The 21,141-nt window shown below is 57.8% G+C and carries 25 protein-coding genes; 24 read left to right on the top strand and 1 reads right to left on the bottom strand.

The genetic code is table 11. From position 1 onward, the window contains the following. Positions 1–418: 418 nt before the first annotated feature. Positions 419–1,072: a hypothetical protein gene (locus MJ643_RS08645; protein ID WP_247726738.1), complete on the bottom strand. Its 654-nt coding sequence runs from the start codon at positions 1,070–1,072 to the stop codon at positions 419–421. 289 nt (positions 1,073–1,361) lie between these two features. On the opposite strand from MJ643_RS08645, the gene MJ643_RS08640 reads away from it, so the two are divergent. The 24 genes from MJ643_RS08640 (at position 1,362) to MJ643_RS08530 (ending at position 21,082) form a co-directional block, all read left to right on the top strand. Continuing rightward, the gene (locus MJ643_RS08640; protein ID WP_247726737.1) at positions 1,362–2,501 is read left to right on the top strand and encodes a TcpQ domain-containing protein; all 1,140 of its coding nucleotides are present in this window, start codon (positions 1,362–1,364) and stop codon (positions 2,499–2,501) included. After that, on the top strand, positions 2,498–4,318 hold the full coding sequence (locus tag MJ643_RS08635) for a PilN family type IVB pilus formation outer membrane protein (protein ID WP_247726736.1): 1,821 nt from the start codon (positions 2,498–2,500) through the stop codon (positions 4,316–4,318). Before MJ643_RS08640 ends, MJ643_RS08635 begins: the two co-directional genes overlap by 4 nt. A 124-nt stretch (positions 4,319–4,442) precedes the next feature. Further along, a complete protein-coding gene (gene pilO2, locus MJ643_RS08630; RefSeq protein ID WP_305955418.1) occupies positions 4,443–5,657 on the top strand; it encodes a type 4b pilus protein PilO2 in 1,215 nt (404 codons plus the stop codon). Then, a complete protein-coding gene (pilP, locus tag MJ643_RS08625; RefSeq protein ID WP_023660714.1) occupies positions 5,647–6,204 on the top strand; it encodes a type IV pilus biogenesis protein PilP in 558 nt (185 codons plus the stop codon). Before pilO2 ends, pilP begins: the two co-directional genes overlap by 11 nt. A 221-nt stretch (positions 6,205–6,425) precedes the next feature. After that, positions 6,426–7,769 (top strand): ATPase, T2SS/T4P/T4SS family, encoded by a 1,344-nt coding sequence (locus MJ643_RS08620; RefSeq protein ID WP_247726735.1) that lies wholly within the window; start codon positions 6,426–6,428, stop codon positions 7,767–7,769. Then, a complete protein-coding gene (locus tag MJ643_RS08615; protein WP_247726734.1) occupies positions 7,762–8,928 on the top strand; it encodes a type II secretion system F family protein in 1,167 nt (388 codons plus the stop codon). The genes MJ643_RS08620 and MJ643_RS08615 overlap by 8 nt, the downstream gene beginning before the upstream one ends. Before the next feature lie 23 nt (positions 8,929–8,951). Then, the gene (locus MJ643_RS08610) at positions 8,952–9,467 is read left to right on the top strand and encodes a type 4 pilus major pilin (protein WP_023660717.1); all 516 of its coding nucleotides are present in this window, start codon (positions 8,952–8,954) and stop codon (positions 9,465–9,467) included. Between the two features lie 11 nt (positions 9,468–9,478). Beyond that, positions 9,479–10,420: an ATPase, T2SS/T4P/T4SS family gene (locus tag MJ643_RS08605; protein ID WP_023660718.1), complete on the top strand. Its 942-nt coding sequence runs from the start codon at positions 9,479–9,481 to the stop codon at positions 10,418–10,420. Between the two features lie 37 nt (positions 10,421–10,457). Then, on the top strand, positions 10,458–11,696 hold the full coding sequence (gene pilV / locus MJ643_RS08600; protein ID WP_247726740.1) for a shufflon system plasmid conjugative transfer pilus tip adhesin PilV: 1,239 nt from the start codon (positions 10,458–10,460) through the stop codon (positions 11,694–11,696). A 128-nt stretch (positions 11,697–11,824) separates the two neighbouring features. Next, positions 11,825–12,478: a hypothetical protein gene (locus MJ643_RS08595; RefSeq protein WP_247726733.1), complete on the top strand. Its 654-nt coding sequence runs from the start codon at positions 11,825–11,827 to the stop codon at positions 12,476–12,478. Positions 12,479–12,577: 99 nt separating this feature from the next. Further along, complete coding sequence (gene pilM, locus MJ643_RS08590; RefSeq protein ID WP_247726732.1) at positions 12,578–13,018, top strand: type IV pilus biogenesis protein PilM; 441 nt, start codon at positions 12,578–12,580, stop codon at positions 13,016–13,018. 452 nt (positions 13,019–13,470) lie between these two features. Next, positions 13,471–13,659 (top strand): hypothetical protein, encoded by a 189-nt coding sequence (locus tag MJ643_RS08585; protein ID WP_023629573.1) that lies wholly within the window; start codon positions 13,471–13,473, stop codon positions 13,657–13,659. Positions 13,660–13,911: 252 nt separating this feature from the next. After that, a complete protein-coding gene (locus tag MJ643_RS08580; protein ID WP_023629572.1) occupies positions 13,912–14,262 on the top strand; it encodes a hypothetical protein in 351 nt (116 codons plus the stop codon). Between the two features lie 249 nt (positions 14,263–14,511). After that, the gene (locus MJ643_RS31460; RefSeq protein ID WP_023629570.1) at positions 14,512–14,637 is read left to right on the top strand and encodes a hypothetical protein; all 126 of its coding nucleotides are present in this window, start codon (positions 14,512–14,514) and stop codon (positions 14,635–14,637) included. Positions 14,638–14,961: 324 nt separating this feature from the next. Next, positions 14,962–15,534, top strand: coding sequence for an STY4534 family ICE replication protein (locus MJ643_RS08575; RefSeq protein ID WP_028692967.1), 573 nt, complete (start codon positions 14,962–14,964; stop codon positions 15,532–15,534). Between the two features lie 53 nt (positions 15,535–15,587). After that, a complete protein-coding gene (locus MJ643_RS08570) occupies positions 15,588–15,746 on the top strand; it encodes a hypothetical protein (protein ID WP_023629568.1) in 159 nt (52 codons plus the stop codon). 75 nt (positions 15,747–15,821) lie between these two features. Continuing rightward, positions 15,822–16,247 (top strand): hypothetical protein, encoded by a 426-nt coding sequence (locus MJ643_RS08565; RefSeq protein WP_023629567.1) that lies wholly within the window; start codon positions 15,822–15,824, stop codon positions 16,245–16,247. 231 nt (positions 16,248–16,478) lie between these two features. After that, the gene (locus MJ643_RS08560) at positions 16,479–16,829 is read left to right on the top strand and encodes a hypothetical protein (protein WP_023629565.1); all 351 of its coding nucleotides are present in this window, start codon (positions 16,479–16,481) and stop codon (positions 16,827–16,829) included. 418 nt (positions 16,830–17,247) lie between these two features. Continuing rightward, on the top strand, positions 17,248–17,457 hold the full coding sequence (locus tag MJ643_RS08555) for a hypothetical protein (protein ID WP_230852926.1): 210 nt from the start codon (positions 17,248–17,250) through the stop codon (positions 17,455–17,457). 69 nt (positions 17,458–17,526) lie between these two features. Beyond that, positions 17,527–17,937, top strand: a complete 411-nt coding sequence (locus MJ643_RS08550) for a hypothetical protein (RefSeq protein ID WP_023629564.1) — start codon at positions 17,527–17,529, stop codon at positions 17,935–17,937. Positions 17,938–17,997: 60 nt separating this feature from the next. After that, entirely contained in the window at positions 17,998–18,603 is a 606-nt protein-coding gene (locus MJ643_RS08545) for a DUF3275 family protein (protein ID WP_023629563.1), read from the top strand. Positions 18,604–18,695: 92 nt separating this feature from the next. Further along, positions 18,696–18,950 (top strand): hypothetical protein, encoded by a 255-nt coding sequence (locus tag MJ643_RS08540; RefSeq protein WP_023629562.1) that lies wholly within the window; start codon positions 18,696–18,698, stop codon positions 18,948–18,950. Positions 18,951–19,010: 60 nt separating this feature from the next. Next, positions 19,011–19,610 (top strand): hypothetical protein, encoded by a 600-nt coding sequence (locus MJ643_RS08535; protein ID WP_028692965.1) that lies wholly within the window; start codon positions 19,011–19,013, stop codon positions 19,608–19,610. Between the two features lie 32 nt (positions 19,611–19,642). Then, positions 19,643–21,082 carry a DUF6094 domain-containing protein gene (locus MJ643_RS08530; RefSeq protein ID WP_023629560.1) on the top strand — a complete coding sequence of 480 codons (1,440 nt, stop codon included), beginning with the start codon at positions 19,643–19,645 and terminating at the stop codon, positions 21,080–21,082. Positions 21,083–21,141: the final 59 nt, after the last annotated feature.

The raw sequence follows: 21,141 nt of genomic DNA, 5'->3' as shown, positions 1-21,141 counted from the left end.
ATGATGCTCCGGCTTCAATTCAATAACCGTGTTGCACTCAGCTCCTGCAACCGCCAGATAAATTTAGCAAAATAAACCTCGCCTTCCAAGTACGCCACATATGCATTCACAACTATGGCATAGTCGACGAGAATTTTCAAAAACACACACACACCGGCGAACTCGGTGAGACCTATGTAATAGAGCAAGAGCAATTTAGAGAAATGTATGACGCCTACATAGATCTTCTAGCTCATTTAGACAAACACCTACCTTCAGCAAAGTAAACAAACGTTCTTTTCTCTCGCAACCTCTGCCCACGTATTGCACCGGCCAGATAGTGGGCGCTGGACGTCAAAAGAAGCTGCGCCGGCTTGTTGGTCGACGGAATAGGTAGAGCTTTTGATCGCTCAAGATGCTACCGGAGCGGTTTCGGCAGTTAGCCTATTCGGTCGATTTGAGGGACTAGTAAATCGTCGACAGCAGTTGTTATGCGTTTAACCACTGGGGCTAACTCACGGGCGAGCCCGCGAATAGCTTCCGCGCTATCACCCATTCCCAACATGGCTGCCATGTACTCGACGCCGCTCTGAAAGATTTCCTGCTGCAATTGCTCAGACATATTTCGATCTTGCACTAGACGAGCACCCAGCAGATTACGACCATGTTGAAGCGCCTGCTCGTAATCACGATTATTCATCTCAATCATCGCTATCAATCCTTTGGCACGCATGTAAAAGTGAACAAGATCTTGGGCCAGATCGCATGGCAGCAGGTTGAGTGCTTGCGGGGCAGAGTTATAAAGAGGAAAGGGTGACTCCCCTATAGGAAATACTCTCAGGAGTGGTTCATCCGAGGCCTGAGCAAGCATTTCATTCCCAATTTCATGACTAAATATCTGCCACGCGGTCGCTATCTCGGTGCGTAAGAGCATCAGTGTAGTAATCATTTTTTCCTGATCGGCTGCAGCTTCCTTCTCAAGTGCGAACCGATGCGCTTGACTGGTTCCCTTGAGAGTAAAGTATCCCCCAATGCCTGCCCCCATAAGGCCTACAACCAAATTTACGAGCGTATCGATACTGAGGTACGCCATTGCTGTGATCCTTGTAATTACCGTTCTACTTCAAATATATCCGGCTTTCGACAGGATGCCGAGTGGCAGCTAGTGGCCGTGATCGGTTGTTCGCGAAGGACAGGAATGATTCGAGCAGCCTTCGTTACTGACAGTGGAGGCCTCATGTCATACGCAAATCAGCCCCAAACTTGGCAACTGCAGACACCGATCCTGCACGCCGAAAATTCTAACTCTGCGTGATATTGATTTCTTGCTGCGCGGGAAACGCTCGGCTGTCAACGTGCCCTCAATGACTACAGGGGGCCTCATGATCAGGCAGTTGACCACTCTCTCGCTCGCCGCATTTGTTGCGGGTTGTGCGATCCAGAAGGCTGAGCAGCCGCCGAAGCCGGCATTCGACAGCAGTCGCAATCCCGAATGGCTGTCTCCGGATCTTTATCCAAACGGCGCAAGCCCGGAGAAAGAGCCGGTGGTCCGGTATGGTCGCTACACGATGGTGAGCACCCAGCCTGATGCAAGCCAGCGCGATCTGATGGCGCAGATCATCGACGTGACCATCCCGTCAAGCATGAACCCGAGCGTGCGTGATGCCATGCTCTACGTCGTGGATCGGTCTGGGTACGCCCTCTGTCCACCAAGCGCTCAACACGTCAACATCCTCTACACCCGCCCGTTGCCAGCTGCCCAGTACAAGCTCGGCCCGATGACGCTGCGCAACACCCTGCAGGTCCTCGCCGGCCCGGCCTGGCAAGTCAAAGTGGATGAAGTGAACCGTCAGGTGTGTTTCGTCCTCCGCCAGGGCTACCAACTACCGTCCCAACCGGCGCCGACGAGCCAGCTCTATGCCGACAAGGGCCTTGGTCATCCTGAACCTCTCGCAATTGCTCGCCCCTCTACAGCAGGCGTCGTCGTCGCAGCAGTGCCTACCCCGGCTCCAATCTCCACATCTTCACCCGCTGTCGCAGCTTCTGCAGCAGCAACCCCCGTGCTCCCCCCAGTGGCACCTGCCAAGGATGGCTCTCTTCCGGCTGCAGCATCCAGTCCTGCTGCCAAACCGCTTCCGGCCCCTGCGCCAAGCACCGCTGCACAGCTCGACAAATCGAAGCCTCATACCCCGCCACCCGCCGCTCCAGCGGTGCCGGCACCGGTGGCCGAAGTCAAAGCCGTCGCTGCACCACCGCCGCTGCCCCAGGCATGGACGGCCGTAGTTGGATCAACGTTGCGCGAGACCGTTGAGGAATGGGCCAAAAAAGCCAACTGGCGAGTGATCTGGGCACAGGAGGACCTCAACTACCCCATTGAGGCCCCGCTGCGTTTCGAAGGGTCTTTCCAGGAAGCCATCAAGCAGCTGTTCCCACTTTACGACAACGCCCCTCGCCCCTTCGTGGTCGACGGCAGCGAGGGGGCGCAGAGCGTCCTGCACGTAGCTGAGAGGAAAAAGAAATGACCAAGTCCGCTTGGGCACGCTGGGCCCTGACGCCGATCGCCATGGCAATGTTGACCAGCTGCGCGCTGCAGCGCGTGAACGAGTCATTTGACCGCTCGGAGTATGAAGGGCGAACTGCAGGGCAATACAGCAAGTACCTCCAGAATCAGCAGCCTCAACAGGCGCGTGAAACCGTGGTGTTCAGCAACAAGCCGTGGGTGTCGACGCAGCCGCTGGTGAGCAAGCGTGGGCTGCCCTTCGCGCTCGATGCCGACATCGCGTATCGCCCGGCAGGGGCTGTCTCGATTTCGCAACTGGCCCAGTACATCACCAAGGAAACAGGCCTGCCGGTAATCGTGGCACCTGATGCAATCAACCCGGCAATTCTGTCGTCTGGGAAGTCGGACAAAACGGCCCAGCCAAAGCCTCCTGTAGCAAACCCCGATAGCTTGGCCGGCCTCCTGCCAAGCTCAGTGATGGGTGGCTATGGTGATACGAGCACTTTCGACCTCGGCATTGGCTCCAGCAGCTTGATTTCGGGCCTCAAGTACTCAGGGAAAGTATCCGGTCTGCTCAACCAGGCGACCTCTCAGCTCGGCCTGTCCTGGCACTTTGACCAGGAACTACGAGGCGTGCGGATCACCTACTTTGACACGCGCACCTTCGATGTGTGGACCTTCGGCGATGTCCTGGAAATCGAGAGTACGGTGAAGTCCGGCCTGCTGACCTCGACAGGCAGCGGAGATACCGGCTCGTCCAGCTCTTCGGGCGCCACAGGGGAGTCTGGGAGCAACCAGAGCACCAAGTCGACCTACAAGACATCGTTGATGACCGACATCGAGAACGATGTGCGGGCAATGCTCAGCGTACAACCGCCCGGGCGCCTGTCGCTTTCGCGCTCCACCGGTTCGCTCACCGTCAGCGATCGCCCTGACGTACTGAACCGTATCGCGGCCTACCTCAAGGACACCAACCGCAGTATCACGCGGCAGGTACTTTTCAACGTCAAGGTCTATGAGGTGAACTTTACCGACAGCGATCAGACAGCCATCAACTGGAGCGCCGTCTACAAGTCGATATCAGGCAAATGGGGCTTTGGACTCAGCAACACCGTTGCCGGCATCAGCTCCGAGGCAATCTCTGCAACCGGTAGCATTCTGGACACGTCCAGCTCGCCGTGGGCTGGCTCGAAAGCCGTCCTCCAAGCTCTGTCGGAGCAAGGCCGGGTGTCGGAGGTCCGCTCGCCTTCGGTCACTACACTCAACTTGCAACCCGCGCCCATCCAGATCGGTAACGTTCAGAGCTACGTCGCCTCGAGCTCGACCACCACCACTGCCTCGGTAGGTTCAAGCACTGCCCTGACGCCGGCAACCATCACCAGTGGCTTCAACATGATGCTGCTGCCGAAGCTCCTGGACAAAGAAAACATGCTGCTGATGATCACGCTGAGCATCAGCAGCAAGCCCACCTTCAAGGACTTCGAAAGCAATGAATCGAAGATCCAGACCACAGACTATGACACCAAGAACGTTGCCCCCAAGGTACGCCTGCGCAGCGGTGAAACACTCGTCCTCACCGGGTTCGATGAGAACAGTGAAAACGCCAACAAGAGTGGTGTAGGGAGTGCAAGCTTCTTTGGCCTGGGCGGCGGCCGCCAGCGCGCTACCACCCACAGCTCCCTGGTCGTTCTGGTAACGCCGATCGTTCTACCCGACAGCCTGTCCAGCAGCTGGAGCATTCCTTACCCCCTCAGCAGCCATCAGTTCAGCTTGAACGGAACCGCTCCTGCCTCCCGCACTCACTGCAGGCCGCCACTCAGCGTCTGCCAGGTTCTTTGAGATGCCGACAATGAGCACTGAAACTCAGTCGCCACGCATCTCTCGGGTGCAGATTCTGCACCACCGAGGCCGAGCGTTCGTCACCGGATTGCGATGGCACCCGCTGGGCAGCGTGACTGGCCACATGAAGGAAGCTCGCCAGTTCGGTAAGGAGAACAAGCTCGATATCGTCACGATTCGACGTAACCCGCGAATTATCCAGGCCGGCTTCGTTGCGCGTACCGATGGTGTGACAAAAGGGATGTACTCCCTGGCCTCGACCCTGGCAGGCCAGCTCGGTGAGTCCTGGATCGCCGCTTGGCGAGTGAGCCCGGACGAGGATCGATACGCGCTTGTCGCTGTTTACAAGGGCGGCATCATCCCTGGCTGTGACGTCATTGGCTCGGAAGTCGAAATCCGCCGGCGAGTGGCGCAACAGCGCAGCCGCGGGATTGAGTTTGAAGAGTGGTATTTGCCCACCGAATTCGACATGGGGGGCAAACCACTCGATGTCGATGAGCTGCTCCAGCCGTCGAAGCTCAAGCGCGAGTATCGACTACGCCCATTGGTGTTCGGGCTATCCAGAGCAGAGCTGTCCCAGCTAGCAATCGCAGGCATCGTTGTTACAGCAGGGCTGATCGGTTGGTCGCAGTGGAGCGCCTACCAGGACCAGGTTGAGCTGGAGAAACGCTTGGCGGCCGAGCAGAAGCGGCTCGAAGAACTCGCCAGGCTGGAGCGGGAGAGTGGCAGCACTCAGCCTGCACAAGCCTTGGAGCACCCTTGGGCAAAACGTCCCTCAGTCGGAGACTTTGTGGACGGTTGCAGCAAGGTCATTTACTGGCTGCCCCCCAGCATCGATGGCTGGCTTTATGCCGACGCTGTGTGCGACGGCTCCCAGGTTCTGACCACCTACAACCGCACAGGCAACAGCACGGCGGCTGACCTCATATCCGCCACGAACGGCGTCTTTTCGGGTCCCCCTGCATTCTTCAACCAGGGTAATTCCGCGACGCTGCCTTACGCGATATCTCTGCCTGCAGCAGGTGACGAGCCACTGCTGAACGTAGCCGAAGCAACTGCCAATTTGACGTCGTCGCTTCATCGTTTTTCTCAAGAACCGACGCTCACTGAAGTGCCTGTTGCCGTTCCCCAAGAGCCCGCCCTGCCAGGACAACCCGCTCCTCCACCGCCTCCGCCCCCTGAGTGGAGGCAGTTTGAATTGAAGTACAGCACGGGTGTGCTACCGCACGACTCGCTCACGGACGCACCCGTCCAGGGGCTGAGGCTGCGCGAAATCAAGGCTGAGTATCAGGCCAACCATTTGATGTGGACTGTGACAGGTGATCTGTATGCGAAATAACGCCGTGGGCCTCTTGATCGTCGCGGCGTTCGCTACGAATGCCTTTGCGACCCCTTCGGAATTGTCTGGCATCAGCATTGGCGAACTGGGGAAGGTACAGAGCGAGACAATTCTGTTGAAGGCCAAAGCCGAACGAGCCAAGGCCGAGCGAGAAATGAAGGGCGAACCCACGCCATCGGTCCAACCGGTAAGCACTGGGATGAGTAATCCCTTCCCTGCGCCTCAGCCTATGCAGTACCTGCCCTCTGAAAGCAAAGCAGCCGCCAAGTCAGACCTCCCAGTGGTCAAGGCCGTCACGGGTTCAGCTCGCAGGATGCAGGCGACCCTGCTCTACAGCAGCGGTATCGAGGTTGATGCCCTGATTGGCCGCGAGCTGCCTGGTGGCTACCGCGTTGCTCAGATCACCCTGGACGGCGTAACGCTCGAGCGTAAGGGCAAGCGATTCCCGTTGGGGTTTTCTGACCAGGCCCCATCGGTAGCCATCCAGCCCCCTGCCCTCACCCAGCCAGCCAACGCCTTGCCCGGCATGTTCCAAACCAAGCCCTGAGGTAGCGCCCAGTGACCGTCCTTACAGCTCCAAACCCTGCCGATAGTCTGTCGGCAGATGCCGGCACAGCAGCTCTGTTCTCCCCTGCCTGTACCGTCTTGACGGCCCCAGGGGGCAGATTCGAGGTAAAGCCCGAGTTGCGTCTTTACTGCGCGCTAACCGAAGACGGCACACTTCATGTGTCGACCCAGCACCAGACTGATCCTTGGGTGATGGCTTTCATGGATCAGCTCGACCACGCAGGGTTCGACTACACGATCTCGACGTGCTCGATGACAGACATCAAGGCGCTTTACCAAACCTCCGCCCAGGCCGGCGCGGGTCTCGCGCAAGTCGATACCGACCGTCAGGCCCATGCCCTGCAGATACTGGGTGATGCCCATCGACGCGGGGCCAGTGACGTACACATCGTTGTTGGCCACGACATTTCCAAGATTTTCTACCGCCTACATGGACTGCTCTGGGAGGCACGCCAGGAGTCAAGCCTGGTCGGTCTGGAGCTGTGTTCAGCGCTCTACAACAGCATGTGTGACGTCACCAAAGATCACTACCAACCGCAGATCGCGCAAGACGCGCGCGTTGGTCGGGAATTCGTGCAACAGCTTGGGTTGTTCGGTGCCAGGGTAGCTACGCGCCCTCTCGTGGACGGTCCGCTGATGGTCATGCGGCTTCTTTACGACGATCAAAAAAAGATGACGCTCGAACACTTGGGCTTCTTGCCGGCGCAAATCGAACAGTTCGCGCGCCTTCGGAGTCTGCCGTATGGGGTGAACTTGATCACCGGTCCGACTGGCTCCGGAAAGTCAAAATCGCTGCAGGTGAACCTGAACTTACTCCACGACGAGACGCAGGGTACGAAGCACCTTCTGACTCTCGAGGATCCACCCGAGTATCCGCTAAAAGCCAATCAATCCCCATTGAGTAGCGGTGAGACTTGGAATCACGGCATCAAAAACTCAGTCCGCCTGGATCCTGACATTTTGATGTACGGAGAACTGCGGGACGTTGAGTCGGCCCAGGCCGCTTACAGCGGAGGGATGACAGGTCACCAGGTTTGGTCGACGTTGCATACGAATAACGCTGTCGCTTCCCTTCAGCGCCTGATCGACATGGGGGTACCCAAGTACCTGGTGACGGATCCTGCCCTCACCACCGGCATCATCAACCAGTCCCTGCTTCCAGTTCTCTGCCCTTCATGTCGCGTTCCATTGTCTAGGAACCTCGGGACGATCACTCCCGGCCTACTTTCTCGCCTTGAAAAACTGAGGATCGTCGACCAGGTCAATCTGCGCGGCGAAGGCTGCTCATGCTGTAGAAATCTCGGCGTCGTCGATCGAACCGTAGTAGGTGAGGTGTTGCTCACCGACATGCAGTTCATGGGTGTCTTCTCAGAGAGAGGTGCCAGCGCTGCGCGTAGGCATTGGGTTAAGGAGATGGGGGGCATTACCAAGATCGCTCATGCCATTACAAAGATCGAAATGGGAAGTATCGATCCTCGGCACGCAGAGACCATTATTGGTCCGCTCGATTTTGACCGCCAGTTAGTCGAGCTCTCCCATGTTTGATGCGCTTCAAGACTTCCGAGCTGGTTTGAAAGAGGCGTCCCGAGGTTGGGTCGAGGCCTTCTATGCCAAGCAATTCGGGAAGAAGGAGCGCGTCCAATTCTACGAGAGCCTCATGGGCGTGCTCGAGGACGGGATTCCGATCGAGGTTGCTCTGGAGACGGTTGAAAAAGCCTTCAGCAACAACGGCAAGGAGCTGCATCCGGTATCGATAATCTGCGGCGAGATCGCAATGACAGTACGTGGGGGGAAGTCCCTGGCGCATTCCTGCAGGGCTCACGTTCCTTACGATGAAGCGTCACTGATCGAGACGGGAGAAGAAACCGGGAACCTGGTGCAGGCGTTTCGTGATTGCGTGCGGATCATCGAGATCCGCCAGCGCATTGGCCGGTTGGTCCGATCAGTAGTTGCGCTTCCATCGCTGACCTGGAGCCTGATGTGGGCGCTCTTGTATGTGATCGCCCTATGGATGGTCCCTTCAATGACAAGGCGATCGGACCCAGAATCCTGGACAGGTATTCCGGCGCTGCTTTACCACCTGTCCAACCTCGTCACCCATTACGGTTTGGCAATACTGATCGGCCTGCTGGCGGTGATCGCCATTGCTGTAACCACGCTACCCGTATTTTGCGGGCTCAAGATCAAACCTGACAGCCCGACCTGGCAGGTACAGGTGAGCAGGGTTCTGCAAGTCGCGCGCCTTCGCGTTGAGTCGTTCCCACCTTGGTCTCTGTACAAGGTTCTGCACGGCTCAATTTTCCTGTTGAACATGTCGGTGATGTTGCGCACCGGCATCAACCAGCTGGATGCCTTAGCCATCCTCAACAGGAGCGCTCCACCTTGGCTCAGCGAAAGGCTCGACGCGATTCACTACGGCGTGAGCTCAGGCAAAAACTTCGGCGAAGCGCTGAAGCTCGCCGGACACCAATTTCCCGATGCGATGGCCATCCACTATCTGGAGGTCCTGGCGACCCGCAAGGGATTCGCGGAGTCCATGGAGCGCTTTGCCAATCGCTGGCTAGAGCAAACCCTTCTTCGCGTTGATGCGACTTCCAAATTCCTGATCGCCATGTCCTCGGTGTGCATGGGCGTCCTGATGATCCTCGTGGTCATCGGGATCTTCCAGATGGCCGGAAGCGTAATGGACTCAACCAGCTTTTAAACAGTAACCAAGGAGTAACAAGCATGGTAACTCGTGCAAAACGTACACAAGCCGGCTTCCTGTCGATTGACGGTGTTTTCTGGCTGATGCTGATCGCGGTTGCGATCGGTTTCATCGTCTGGATGAGCTGGAGAATGATCGGCAACTCCGATGTCGCGATCGAACAGAGCAACATCAGCACCCTGATCGCAAACACCAAAAAGCTTAAAGGCTCCACTGGCTACGGGACGTCCGGGCAGAGCCTGGTAACGTCCCTGATCAACATCGAAGGCACCGGCTCGATGGGGATTTCCGGCACCACCCTGGTGAACCAGTGGAATGGTGCCGTGACGGTCGTCAGCAACGGTATGACCTTCACTATCTCCGAAGCCAACGTTCCGAAAAGCGCCTGTATCACTTTGGCAACCAAGGTGGCCAAAGACAAGCAGACCACTACCGCAATCAATGGCGGCACGGCGACCACGGGTGAAGTACTAGCGACTGCAGCAACCACCAGCTGCTCGAACAACGCCAACACCATGACCTGGACCACCTACTGAAGGAGCTTGGTGTGAGCGCCATCTCCGAAGCAAACTTCGTCGACCTCTACCTCGGCGACGGTTTCGCGGACGTGAAGGGGCTGCCTGGGCAGCCCACTCGTGTTCCTGCCCCTCAGGAATGGGGAGTCGAAATTGATCAACTGCGCGAGCGCTGCCAAGAGCACTTCAACAAAACGCAGGAACCTGAGTTCTCGCTGATTTTCGATGGTGCCGTTTACCGGGTTACCCAGCTCCAGGATCTCCACGCACAATCACTCTTCGTACTGAGCAGGTCGGTGGTTCGGATTCTCCCGCTGGACGATCTCGGGCTGCCTGATGAACTCCATCGGAGCCTGTTCGACCCTGGCATACGAGGGTTGATATTCATCTGCGGTGAGATGGGCTCCGGCAAGACCTCAAGTGCAGCCTCGATGGTTGCGGCAAGGCTTGAGGAGCTTGGGGGAATGGGGCTGACCGTCGAGGATCCACCCGAACCTCTGCTGCATGGCGAGCATGGACTTGGGCGCTGTATCCAGATCCCAGTCTCCCGTCGCCAGGGTGGATATGAGGAGGCGTTGATCCGGGCGCTGAGAACGCGCGCGGAGATCCTGATGGTGGGCGAAGTACGCGACACACCGACTGCCGCCCAAGTAGTCCAGGCCTCGATCAATGGTCATTTCATCATCTGCACCGGGCATGCCGGCAGCGCCACCAAAGGCATTGAGCGCTTGGCTTCGCTGGCACAGCCACTGATCCCGAATGCTAAAGACCTGCTGGCTCAAGGACTCATTGCCGTCATCCACCAGGTCCTGATCCCCGACGCATCTGGCTTCAAGCGGCTGAAACTTCAATGCCTGTCTCTGGTTGGAACCGACGCACCTGGTATCCGCGAAAAGATTCGTGCCGGCCAACTGCAGATGCTCGAGCAAGACATCGCCAACCAGTCCTCTAGGAGCCTCTGGAATGATCAATAAACGCAACCAGGCGGGGATGCTCGGCGTGGACGCCGTCATGGCATTGCTCGTGCTCTCTGTGCTCATCACCCTGGGCTCGGTGTGGATCATCAAGCAGATGGACGCCCAGGACTTCAGGATCGCTGCAGACAAGCAGAGGGCGGTCGCTGACGCGGTCAGCAAGTACCTCAAAGACAACTTCAGTACTGTGCTGGCGAGCGCGACCGCTACGAATCCGGTACAGATCACAGTACCGATGCTTCGCAACACGAACTTCCTGCCGGCCGGGTTCACGGACACCAATGGGTTTGGCCAGACGATTGTCGGGCTGGCTCGCAAGCCGAATGCCAACCAGTTGGAAGCTGTCGTCCTCACCACCGGTGGCCAGGCCATATCGGAGCTGGGCATTCGAACAATTGCAGAAAACCTCGGCGGCCCGGGCGGCTTCATTTCTTCGAGCAACACCAATGTGATCCAGGGCGTGCGCGGTGGCTGGCAAGTGACCCTGAGCAACTACGCCATCAACCCCGGCGCCGGCCATACCGCAAGCGCACTGTTCCTGATGGATGGCCAGCTCGCCAACGACTACCTGTATCGCAACGCGGTGCCGGGCCACCCCGAGCTGAACAGCATGAACACCGACCTCAGCATCGGGGGGCACAATATCAACAACGCAGCAGCCATCACTGCGTCTGGCAATGTGACAACCAGTGCGGACATCAATGCTCGGAACGTGACGGCGACAAATACGGTGACTGCAGCAACCGCCAACATCACCGGGGAGACCTATACGGGCGGCTGGTTCAGATCGCGCGGTGATACTGGCTGGTACAACGAAAAATGGGGCGGCGGCATCTACCAGTCGGATCCGGACTGGGTGCGCATCTACAACAACAAAGGTCTCGCTACGGGTGGTGCCGTCGTCGCCGGTCAGGTCCAGTCCTACGGCAGCATCAGCGCGTCTGGGCGACTCACGACGGGGGAGTATCTGTCGATCGGCGGCCAGGCTGCTGAGGGTGCTGCCTGCAGCGACAACAGCCTGATCGCCAAAAACGCTGCCGGCCAAACCCTTTCCTGCCAGTCAGGGGTATGGCGCTCCGCCTCCAGTACAGCCCCCAAGTGCGCGGCGTACACCATCCCCGGGTACGCCGCGAACGACGTGACCACATACGCCTGCCCCGCTGGCTACACCAAGATCGGGTGGGACACCTACGGCCAGGGTTGGCGCTCAAGCACGACGCCCGGAATCATCATCGGCTCCAACGATTACTCGACCATTTTCTGCTGCCAGTTCTGACCCAGCACCGCCGTGCCGGCGGCTCCAACTGCTCGATAAGCAATGATGGCTTTGTGACACACCATCTAGCGGGTATCATGGCCTACCGCCTTACCGAGCTTCCAAGCAGCACTTACAAGGATTGAGAAGTGAGCAGTATCCATTTTGATGTAGATGCAGTGTATTGCATCTCCTTAGACACTCGTGAAGATCGCCGCCAGCTCTTCAGAGAAAGCATCGGCGAAGTAATTGATAACTCTGTCAACTTCCACGTCGTTCAAAAACATCAAGATCCCAAACAAGGTTGTTACGAGTCTCATCAGCAGCTGGCTCGCCTTGCCCTGGATCAGGGACTCGAGCGGATTCTTGTGTTTGAAGATGATGTGAAGCCCTATGAACTGAAAGCCTCACGCATTCAATGGATCAACCGGTTCATGCGTCGGCACCGATTCGAGGCGCTGCACCTGGGCTACTCCATGGGCCGAACATGGCTGACGTGGTTCCCATTCATCGCTCGTGGGCGTGTCGTAGCATTGCATGCGTACGTGCTTTCGCGAGATGGTTGCCAGATCCTGGCAAACACCCCATATGACGGAACACCTGTCGACGTCGTTTTTAAGAACTCTATCCGCCAGCACTGCGCTTTCCCGATGATGTTCCGGCAGCACGCTGCCTGCATAACTGGGAGCGACCTCGAGCAAGTGGTTAAAAATGAAGATGATTGGTGGGAGCGCAACTGGCGCAAGCACTGGCGCTCGCCGCTCAAGAACATGTGGAAAACGTTGCTGCGTTGGAATTTCTAACACGCTCATGATGCGGCTGGGGCGATCTCAGGAACTATTGGTCTTGACGACGCCCCCACAAGACTGAACTTCACCCTCTGCATTCCAGGAGACCAGGCAATGTCTTTCAACTGGATCGTCATAACCATACTTCTGATTGCCGTGGGGATAGTCTCCCTGCAAGAGGAACAGTCTCTCCAGCTCTCGGACTACGCCACGGTTGATTCGGTCAGCCGTAGCTTCCTCGTTTACCGAGCAGCTGCAGCGCAGTATGCCGCTGCGAACCCGTCCTACACTGGCATGCCTGCGGATGCTGTCTTGTCGCTTCCCTCCTGGTTTTCCAAACCAACGGGCTTGGCCGTCTACGTGACGGCGGGACAGAGCTATACCTACTTCACCGGCACCATACCAGCAGGGCTACCGGCAGCACTCGTGGAAAGAACCCAATCGATGTCCGTTGGGGTCAAGCGTTCCGGACTGCTGTACTCGCCAGTTGCTGGCGTGACGAACGTCACTATTCCTCCGCTTGTACCCGAAGGCGCGGTCGTAGCGCTCAACTAAAGAATTCAGGCTGCAAGGGCGTATCGGCTTGCATCTGTACGGTGCCGACAACATAATGCCATCAGCAATGGTTCAACCCCGCTGGCTACTGACGGTCATCAGTAGCGCCCAGGTGTTGTGGTTCGCCCCAATACCAAACCGTAAGCACGCTATAGCTCCGGGAAGGGCGTGCGGATCTGGTTGTGATTCTCCCTTTGCCTCCCTGCTCTCTCTAGTCGCGCAGCCGTCTAACTCGTGATGATCGAGTCCAAAGGCATACAGAGTCTCAAGAGATTCGGTGCTTCTTAGCTCCAAGGGCCACACCGGTGATGTGGCCCCACTCTTTTCTTTCCCTTTGGGTAGCCTGATGGACTTCAAGCGAGGTCCATCAGGCTACCCAATGGGTATTTCTCCCCCTGCCGGTGGCCCGCCGGCGATAAGCCGGGCTCCTTTTGTGCGCGGATGCGTGCCTCATGTTTGCTGGCCAAAGCCACGAGAATGGCCAGGTGATGAGAGTCGAAACGATCAATGCCCAGGGATCGACGATTCCGACACAGGTGGCTCCTTCAACTTTTTTTTTCAACCACGGCTGGGTCACCTTTCAAGGGCTGATCCAGCCGGACTTCTCCCTCCATCTCTCCCCCCTTTCCCCCTCCGCTTGACACAACCCTTCCCCGCTCCGATTATTAAGCCGTGATCTGCTGACGTCGTCAGCAACATGCCCCATGCAGCTCGGATCCGTAATGCTGCAGCACGAAGTCTGTGTGATCCACCAGCCCAAGGTCGTTTAGCTTCTGGTAGCACGACCGGTCGACCTCCGTCGATAGAAGCTCCTTCCGCAAACCCAGCGGGGAATACATTTCCCCGTTAGGGACAGTGTTTTCTCCGCATTTTTTAACCGCAGGAGAAACACCATGACCGCAATGTCCGCACCCTCCATCGGCTTCCGTTTTGGCTACGCGCTCGGCACCCTCACCCGTGAGTTCCTGCGCGCCATGAAACGTCCAGCCCCAGTAGTCCCAGCACATGTTCGGCCTGTTGTACAACTCGCGAACATAGCACCCACCCGCAGCGACTGGGATGAGCTTTGCCGCATTCCAACCCTCGCACGCCGCGGTGTTGATCTGAACCAGTGGTTCGAAAACAACACCAAAGCGGTACCACCGACCAAGCGCCGTACCCGTCAGCGCAAGCCGAGCAAACCCAAAGCATCAGAGCTGCGTATGGGCCCGCTGAACGACCTCATAGCTCCAGTTGCGATCTAACTCCCTCCAACCTCACCCAGTGCCAGGCACCCCACCTGGCAAGGTGAGGGCCTGGCGATCAAAGGAACGCCATGGTTTCAAAAAAACGTGCCGCTGTGGCAGACGACCTTCGCAAGATCGGAACGACGGCCGTTGCCGCCGCCCTCGTAGGTATCTTCCTCAGCACTAGCCGTCTCCTGACCGCTTTCGCCCTCGTGGTAGGTGTTGTAATCTGGATCACAGGCATTTACCTCACCCCGGAGGAATGACATGAGCCAAACCACATTCGGCATCCTCATGTTCACCGCCCTGCTCGTCATCTGCGTCGGCATGGCAGTTTGGGCCGATTGGCCTAATATCAAACGCCGGTGCCAGAAGATTCTTCGAGCACATTGATCATCGATTTTCCCTACTTAACCCTCCACCTGGAGGGTTTTTTTCTTTCAGGGCTTGACAATGTGTTTCTCCGTTTCCATCCTTGTGACCGTGAGCTGCTGACGTCGTCAGTAACCCAAGCCCGAGCAGTCATGATCTGAAAGACTGCTACACCCACTGCGGTGTTGATCTCCCCAAAATCGCCAAGCTTCCGGAAGCGCGATTGATCAATCGAGAGATTGATGGAAGCCCACCCAACTTGCTACATCCCAACCCACGCGGGGAATACTTTCCCCCATGGGCGAAGTGTTTCTCCGCTTTCGCTATTGAAACTGGAGAATCACCATGAGCAACCAATCCAACGAAGCCAAATTCTTCGACCTGCACACCACTGGCATCGGCTACCTCAACCGTATCCGTGAAGTAAGCCCCCGCAAGGGCAAGCCCTTCACCTGTGTCACCGTTGCAGCTTTGCACGGCGCGACTGATAAAGCCGAGTATTCCTACATCGACTGCAACGTTGTCGGTGCTGAGGCAGAATCGCTGGTTAAACGCTGCCAGCAGGCCGTTGAAGCCAAAAAGAAGGTGCTCGTCTCCTTCCGAATCGGCGACATCTGGGCTGACGCTTTCACCTATGATAAAGGCGACAAGAAGGGCCAGGCCGGCGCAAGCCTCAAAGGCCGTCTGCTCTTCATCGGCTGGATCAAAGTTGACGGCAAGCTGGTTTACGAAGCGAAGCCGAAAAATGCCACCCCGCCCACTGACAATCAGGGACAACCTGGTGTTGATCAAACGTTGAATCAGGAACAACCTGAGCAACCCGTGAATCAGGGACAGCCAGTCGCCGACCAATTCGGTGAGCAACTCGACCCTGTCCTCGGTAATGATCTTCCCAAGGAAGCCAACCAGGCTGCATAACCCCTATCAAGGCGCTGATTTCAGCGCCTTCATATTCTGCCAAGGAGGCAGTCATGAAAATCCTGTTCGCGTTGAACCTTCTAATCCTGGTCGCCGCTGTAATCCTCGGCGACATTGTTTTCGGTGCCTGCGCTTTCATTGGGCTGAGCGGTTTCGCGATTAACGTGCTCAACCGCAAAGCCAGCACAGTCCCGACTGCGCTCCCCCACTGATCACTAACCTGATTCCTACCCAATAGGGGACGACGATCCCCTTCGGGAGGCGTTTTCCTCACAAAGGACTTCGCCATGCCCTACTGCATCACTGTCGCTGGAGATATTCAGCAGTGCTTCCCTGACTTCGCTACCGCGCGCTCAGATATTCAGGAGCTGCGTAACCAGGGTCAGAAACCTAGGCTGTACTACTCGACCTCATTCGCGCATCTGGGCTGTGAGATCGATGATAACGGGGTGCGAATCCCAGACTACACGAACATGCAGTGGTGCGATTACGCCAAGCTGCTTCCTCACTTCGCCTCATCCTGGTCAATCACGGATGATGAACTGTCAAATGACAGATATCGTCTTGTTGATGTCTATGCGCAACTCAGCGGCCGTGAATACCATCTAGCTGACATGGCCTATGCCCGAGGCGAGATAACTCCCAAGGATCTTCGGGTTAATACATGCCTTATCAGGGTCATACAGGGTCTTATGGATCCGAATGATCTGTAGCATTTCACTTAACCGTATCGGGAACATCACCCGATCTGGCTGATGATCCTCAATGGAGAGACATCATGCCTCCGCTGAACTTCGAGCGAAATTTCGAACTCCTCTACGTACCAATCGATGCGACGTATGCCATCGTGCTGTAACAACCAGACATCCTTCGGCTGCGCTCTTATAAACCTTATCGGGTACATCACCCGAGCGGGTTGGTGACCCCCTCATCGGAGAATCACCATGTCTGAAGCCACCCAAGTCTTCAATGGCGTCATGTTCATCACCAATCCCTTCGAGAAACGAGTTGCCGGGGCCTTCATCCGCGTAGACGTGCTTGAGCGGCGGTTCGCGGACTCAATCAAAGCTAGCTCGAACCTCGCCCTGGATCGCTGTGGCCAACACTTCGAACTGTACGAGATGAGCCTGCTCACTACGCTGCGCGATCAGTATGCAGCTCTCACCTTTCCTCACGACCAGTTGTTCAAACGTGAGGCAGAACGGCAAGGCTTCCAGCTCGATGATGAGCACTACCGCGCTGTACAGGAAGCTAGTTCCAACCTCTGGGAAGAGATCTACGAAGACATGATCTGACCCACCCTGTATCACCAGTCCTCCACCCCGAAGGGTATCCCTTCGGGGGGACTTTCAAAGCAGACACCTGGCAACTGTGAGGCCTCAGCCTACAGTCCGGGAAACGAATTCCGTATTGGTTCACTGTCGTTGACAGTGCCTCCCGGAGCCAGGGTTTAAGGCTCCAGCGCGTTGCGCCAACCCACCCAAGATCGCCGAGCACTCGGCAGCGCGATCGCATCACCCAGTGATGGAGTGCCTTCTACATTACCTACCTGCGGGGATCTCATCCTCGCGGACGAGGCCTCGCTTTATTTGGAGACCTCATATGTCGTTTTCCCCCGCCTCATCCGAGGCATACCTCACCCTTCCTGTAGTCTTGGACAACCCGGCTTGGATGCGGGCGGTCTATCTCGAAAACCCCATGCGGGTGGCCGAGATGAGCCAACGCCTCGCCACTGTCGTCCAGGCGGCGTGGCAAGAGCTCAAGCAGCAGCCTCAGGCCAGTGCTCTGTCCTTCGGTGTGTACACGAAGCGCCACACCGGCCGCGACCGTGACTGGGTCGCCCTCATGTTGCAAATCGTGACCCCCGAGGACGAGCCATCCTACATCCAGATCCAGCTGCAGCACACTGCAGACCCCGCCTGACACAGCCATTTTTACTCACCCAGAGGGGTCACCCTCTGGGGTGGCTTCTCTCAACCAGGAGCACGCCACATGGCACAATCACCCAACCCATTCCACATCGCTACCGGCGATCACCCTGTACCTCATCCTTGCTACAGCCAAGCGTTCGAGATCGCCTCGGCACACTTGCCCGAGGAGGACTGGGAGGAGCTGCAGGCACTCGTAGAAACTGCTGATACAGCTCTGCTTCATTTCGAGTGCTTCACCCTGCCCGACAGTGACGCCATCGGCTTCAAACTTCTCAGTACGCCCTGGACCGACCAACATCTGGGACAGCACTGGGGGTACGACCTGTCGACACTTCAAGCTCTGCAAGCCGCCGAGGGTTTCAGCGAGGAGACCATCCAAGTGCTCACCCTTGCCGCTCAGGCTGAAGTGAGGTTCCTGGTCATCGACCCCAACAGCAACGTTCTCTACGGTCTGCCTCTGTTCGACTACTGATCACCTTCCACCTCGCGGGGAGCACCCGCTGGTGTTCCCCATGCCTTACGGGGAGCGCACATGATCTCCATCACCGGCCAGTTGGCCATCCGCACCATCTCCGGTCGACTCGGGCTCTTCAACGTCGGCCGCCTCAGTACCTCGATCGGTGAGTTCACCATCAAGGATGCTCTCCTGGATCAGTACCAGGAGGGTAAATACCGAGGTGACTTCGCAATCAAGCAGATTCGACCTTCGTACTACTCGCACGGCGGTCGACTCGTTGTTGAGATCAGGGCTGAACTTGAGGGCATGACCCTGGAGGATGTCACAGGTCTCAGTCGCGAGGACGAAGAACACCTGCCAACAAACGTCCCTGACCCTCTTGAAGAGGACGGGCCACCATCCACACCGATACCGCCACGTCGGACTCCAAATACACCGGCGCGACGGCCCCAAACTGATGCCTTCGCCTCGGATGAGCCCTTCGGGATGAGTCCAACGGCACCACCAAGCACGAACGACATCGATGCCGAGCTGTTTGGCACGGTGTGGCCACTGGGCGAAACCGTGAGGCTCGACACTACCGTTGACCGACAACGGCTTCGCGCCCAATGCACCCGACTGGACCAGCTCGGTTTCACCATGGACTTCAAAACTCAAACCTGGACCAGGGCCTCGCTTTAAAGCGCCCTGCCACACCACTGCCGTGGTCAACCTGAACCACGCACCCTGAGGGGCCTCCTCGGGGGGCTCCATTCTCTACCTGGAGCACCACCATGAACGCCATCTTCAGCAACTTGAGCAAACAAACCCTCGCGAACATCGAGGACCAGCTGTCCAACAACGAGGTGTCGACTGACGAGGAGCTCGTCGACCTGTTCATCGAGGAGTTGGAGCTCACACTGGACCAGGCGGAGGCCGCTATCCGCCTGCGTGACCAGTATCGCATCCAGATTTTCCTTGCTGGTCACGGGCCACTGCACAATGAGAAACCCGTGGTGTTCGATCCAGACACCAGGACCTTCAACTAACCACCAGACCACCCCGGGGGGCTTCCGCCCTCTGGGACGGACGCCTCCACTACGGAGGCCATCATGCACCCATCCCCCTTGTTCCAGATCGAAGAATGCCCGGACCTGTACGTCGACGCCTGTGTGTGCGACGAGCAACGCAACCTGGTGTTCATGTCGGCCTGGGGTCGTGACACCGCACTGCAGGAGTTTCTGGCCAGGCTCACACTTGGCCGAGAAGAGAATGGCATCGAGCAGTTCCACATTCTCGTCGACGGGCGGAGCATTCCCGTTTTCCCTAACCATGACCTACTGGAAAAGCGCACCACACGGCAATTCCGCGGCACCCTATTCGGCAGCATGTTGCACCTCTGGCTGTTCGATCGGCGCGCTTCGGTGCCCGACCAAGCCAATCACTTCGCTTTTGCCCTCCTGGAGCGCAATGAAGCCCCTCACCAACGGCTTTGGCCACTGGTGATCGAGACCTGCCCGCTTCCCCTTCTCCCCCACTGGCACGAGCCCGTGATGGAAGTCCTCACCCAGCACCGCATGCTGACTGCCCTACCCGGGGCGATCGGCAACGTCTGCGCCTGGCGGCTCGCTCTTCAGCTCGACGTGCTCGAGCCCTCCCTCGGAGAGCTGATCCGTCGCGGCGAACTCACTATCGAAGCTCAGGCGTAGGCCTGGGCTCACCTATGACTCAAGGAACGCTTATGGCCCTTATGTTTCCGCGCCTGGCGCGCAACTTTGCCCGCAACGGCTACTACCCCACCGATGAGATCACGCTCGAACGCACGCTGCAGGCGCTCACTCCCGCCACCTCGGGCAGGATGAGGATCTGCGACCCCTGCGCCGGCGAGGGTGTTGCCCTTGCTGAAGCAGCTCACCTCCTGGGCCGCGACCAGGTCCAAGCATTCGCCGTCGAGTACGATCGCGAACGCGCGGATCACGCGCGTGGCCTGCTCGATCGGGTGCTGCACAGCGACCTCTTCGACACCTTGATCAGCCGCCAGTCGTTCGGCTTGCTCTGGCTCAACCCACCCTACGGTGACCTCGTCGCGGATCACTCCGGTGCATCCCAGTACCAAGGCAGCGGCCGCCGGCGCTTGGAGAAAGCTTTTTATCAACGCTGCCTCCCGCTTCTGCAGTACGGCGGCGTCATGGTGCTCATCGTTCCTCACTACGTGCTGGACGACGAGTTCACTGGATGGCTGAGCAACCACTTCACCGAAATGCGTGTATACGGTGCTGCAGACCCCACCTTCAAACAGGTGGTGATCTTCGGCATCCGTGTACGTCGGCAGGACCTGGCCCGGGTTTCCACCAACCAGGTGAGGTCTCGCCTGCAGGCGATCGGCGCCGGCCAGGAGCAAGCTGAGGAGATCCCAGCCAACTGGACATGGGAGCCGTACCTCGTCCCGTCAGCTGCTAGCGAGCTGGAGCACTTCTACCGCATTACCCTGGAGCCGGAGCAATTCGCCTCCGAGATCCTGCGGTTGCGGGGCCTCTGGCCAGACTTCAACTTGCACTTCGGGAAAACCGGGCTTCAACCCCGAGCCCCTGTCCGCGAGCTTTCACGCTGGCACCTCGCACTGGCCCTGGCCGCCGGCGCAATCTCCGGTGTTGTACGTTCGAAGTCGGGGCGGACCTTGGTCGTGAAGGGTGATACCTACAAGGACAAGGTGCGCAAGACCGAATTCACTGAGGACGAGAAGGGTAACGTCTCAGAAGTCAGGATCCTCACCGACCGGTTCATTCCGATCATCCGCGCCTGGGAAATGACACCTTCCTCGGTGAACCACGGCCAGGTGCTGATCATCAGTTCCTCACCGGCGAGCAACGACGAAACGCCTGCAACCGACCAGTCAGTTGCAACGCCGCTGTTCAACCCGGGGCAGATCATGATGACCGCTGCTGTCAGCCATCTGGTCGAAACCGGGCAGCTCAACCCTACTCCCGCGCTGAAACGCCATCTTGCTGGCGACTGGGGTGAGCTATGCGATGACGATCGATCCTCCAATCAGCTCGCGCTTACCCATGGAGACCGTTTGTTCTCAAGCTACGACATCGACGCCGGCGACGAGTCCAGGCTCTGGATCATCACCGAAGCCGACCGCAGCTCCACTACCCTGCTACTTCCCAGCGACTACTGACCAGCGCCACAACAGCTCCCCACCCCACACCAACCCACAGGGTATGTCCATACCCGTCT

The organism is Pseudomonas sp. PNPG3 (assembly GCF_023093815.1).
Taxonomy (GTDB): Bacteria; Pseudomonadota; Gammaproteobacteria; order Pseudomonadales; family Pseudomonadaceae; genus Aquipseudomonas; species Aquipseudomonas asiatica.
Note: the sequence above shows the minus strand (reverse complement) of the source record. Positions and strands in the feature narration are given on the sequence as shown.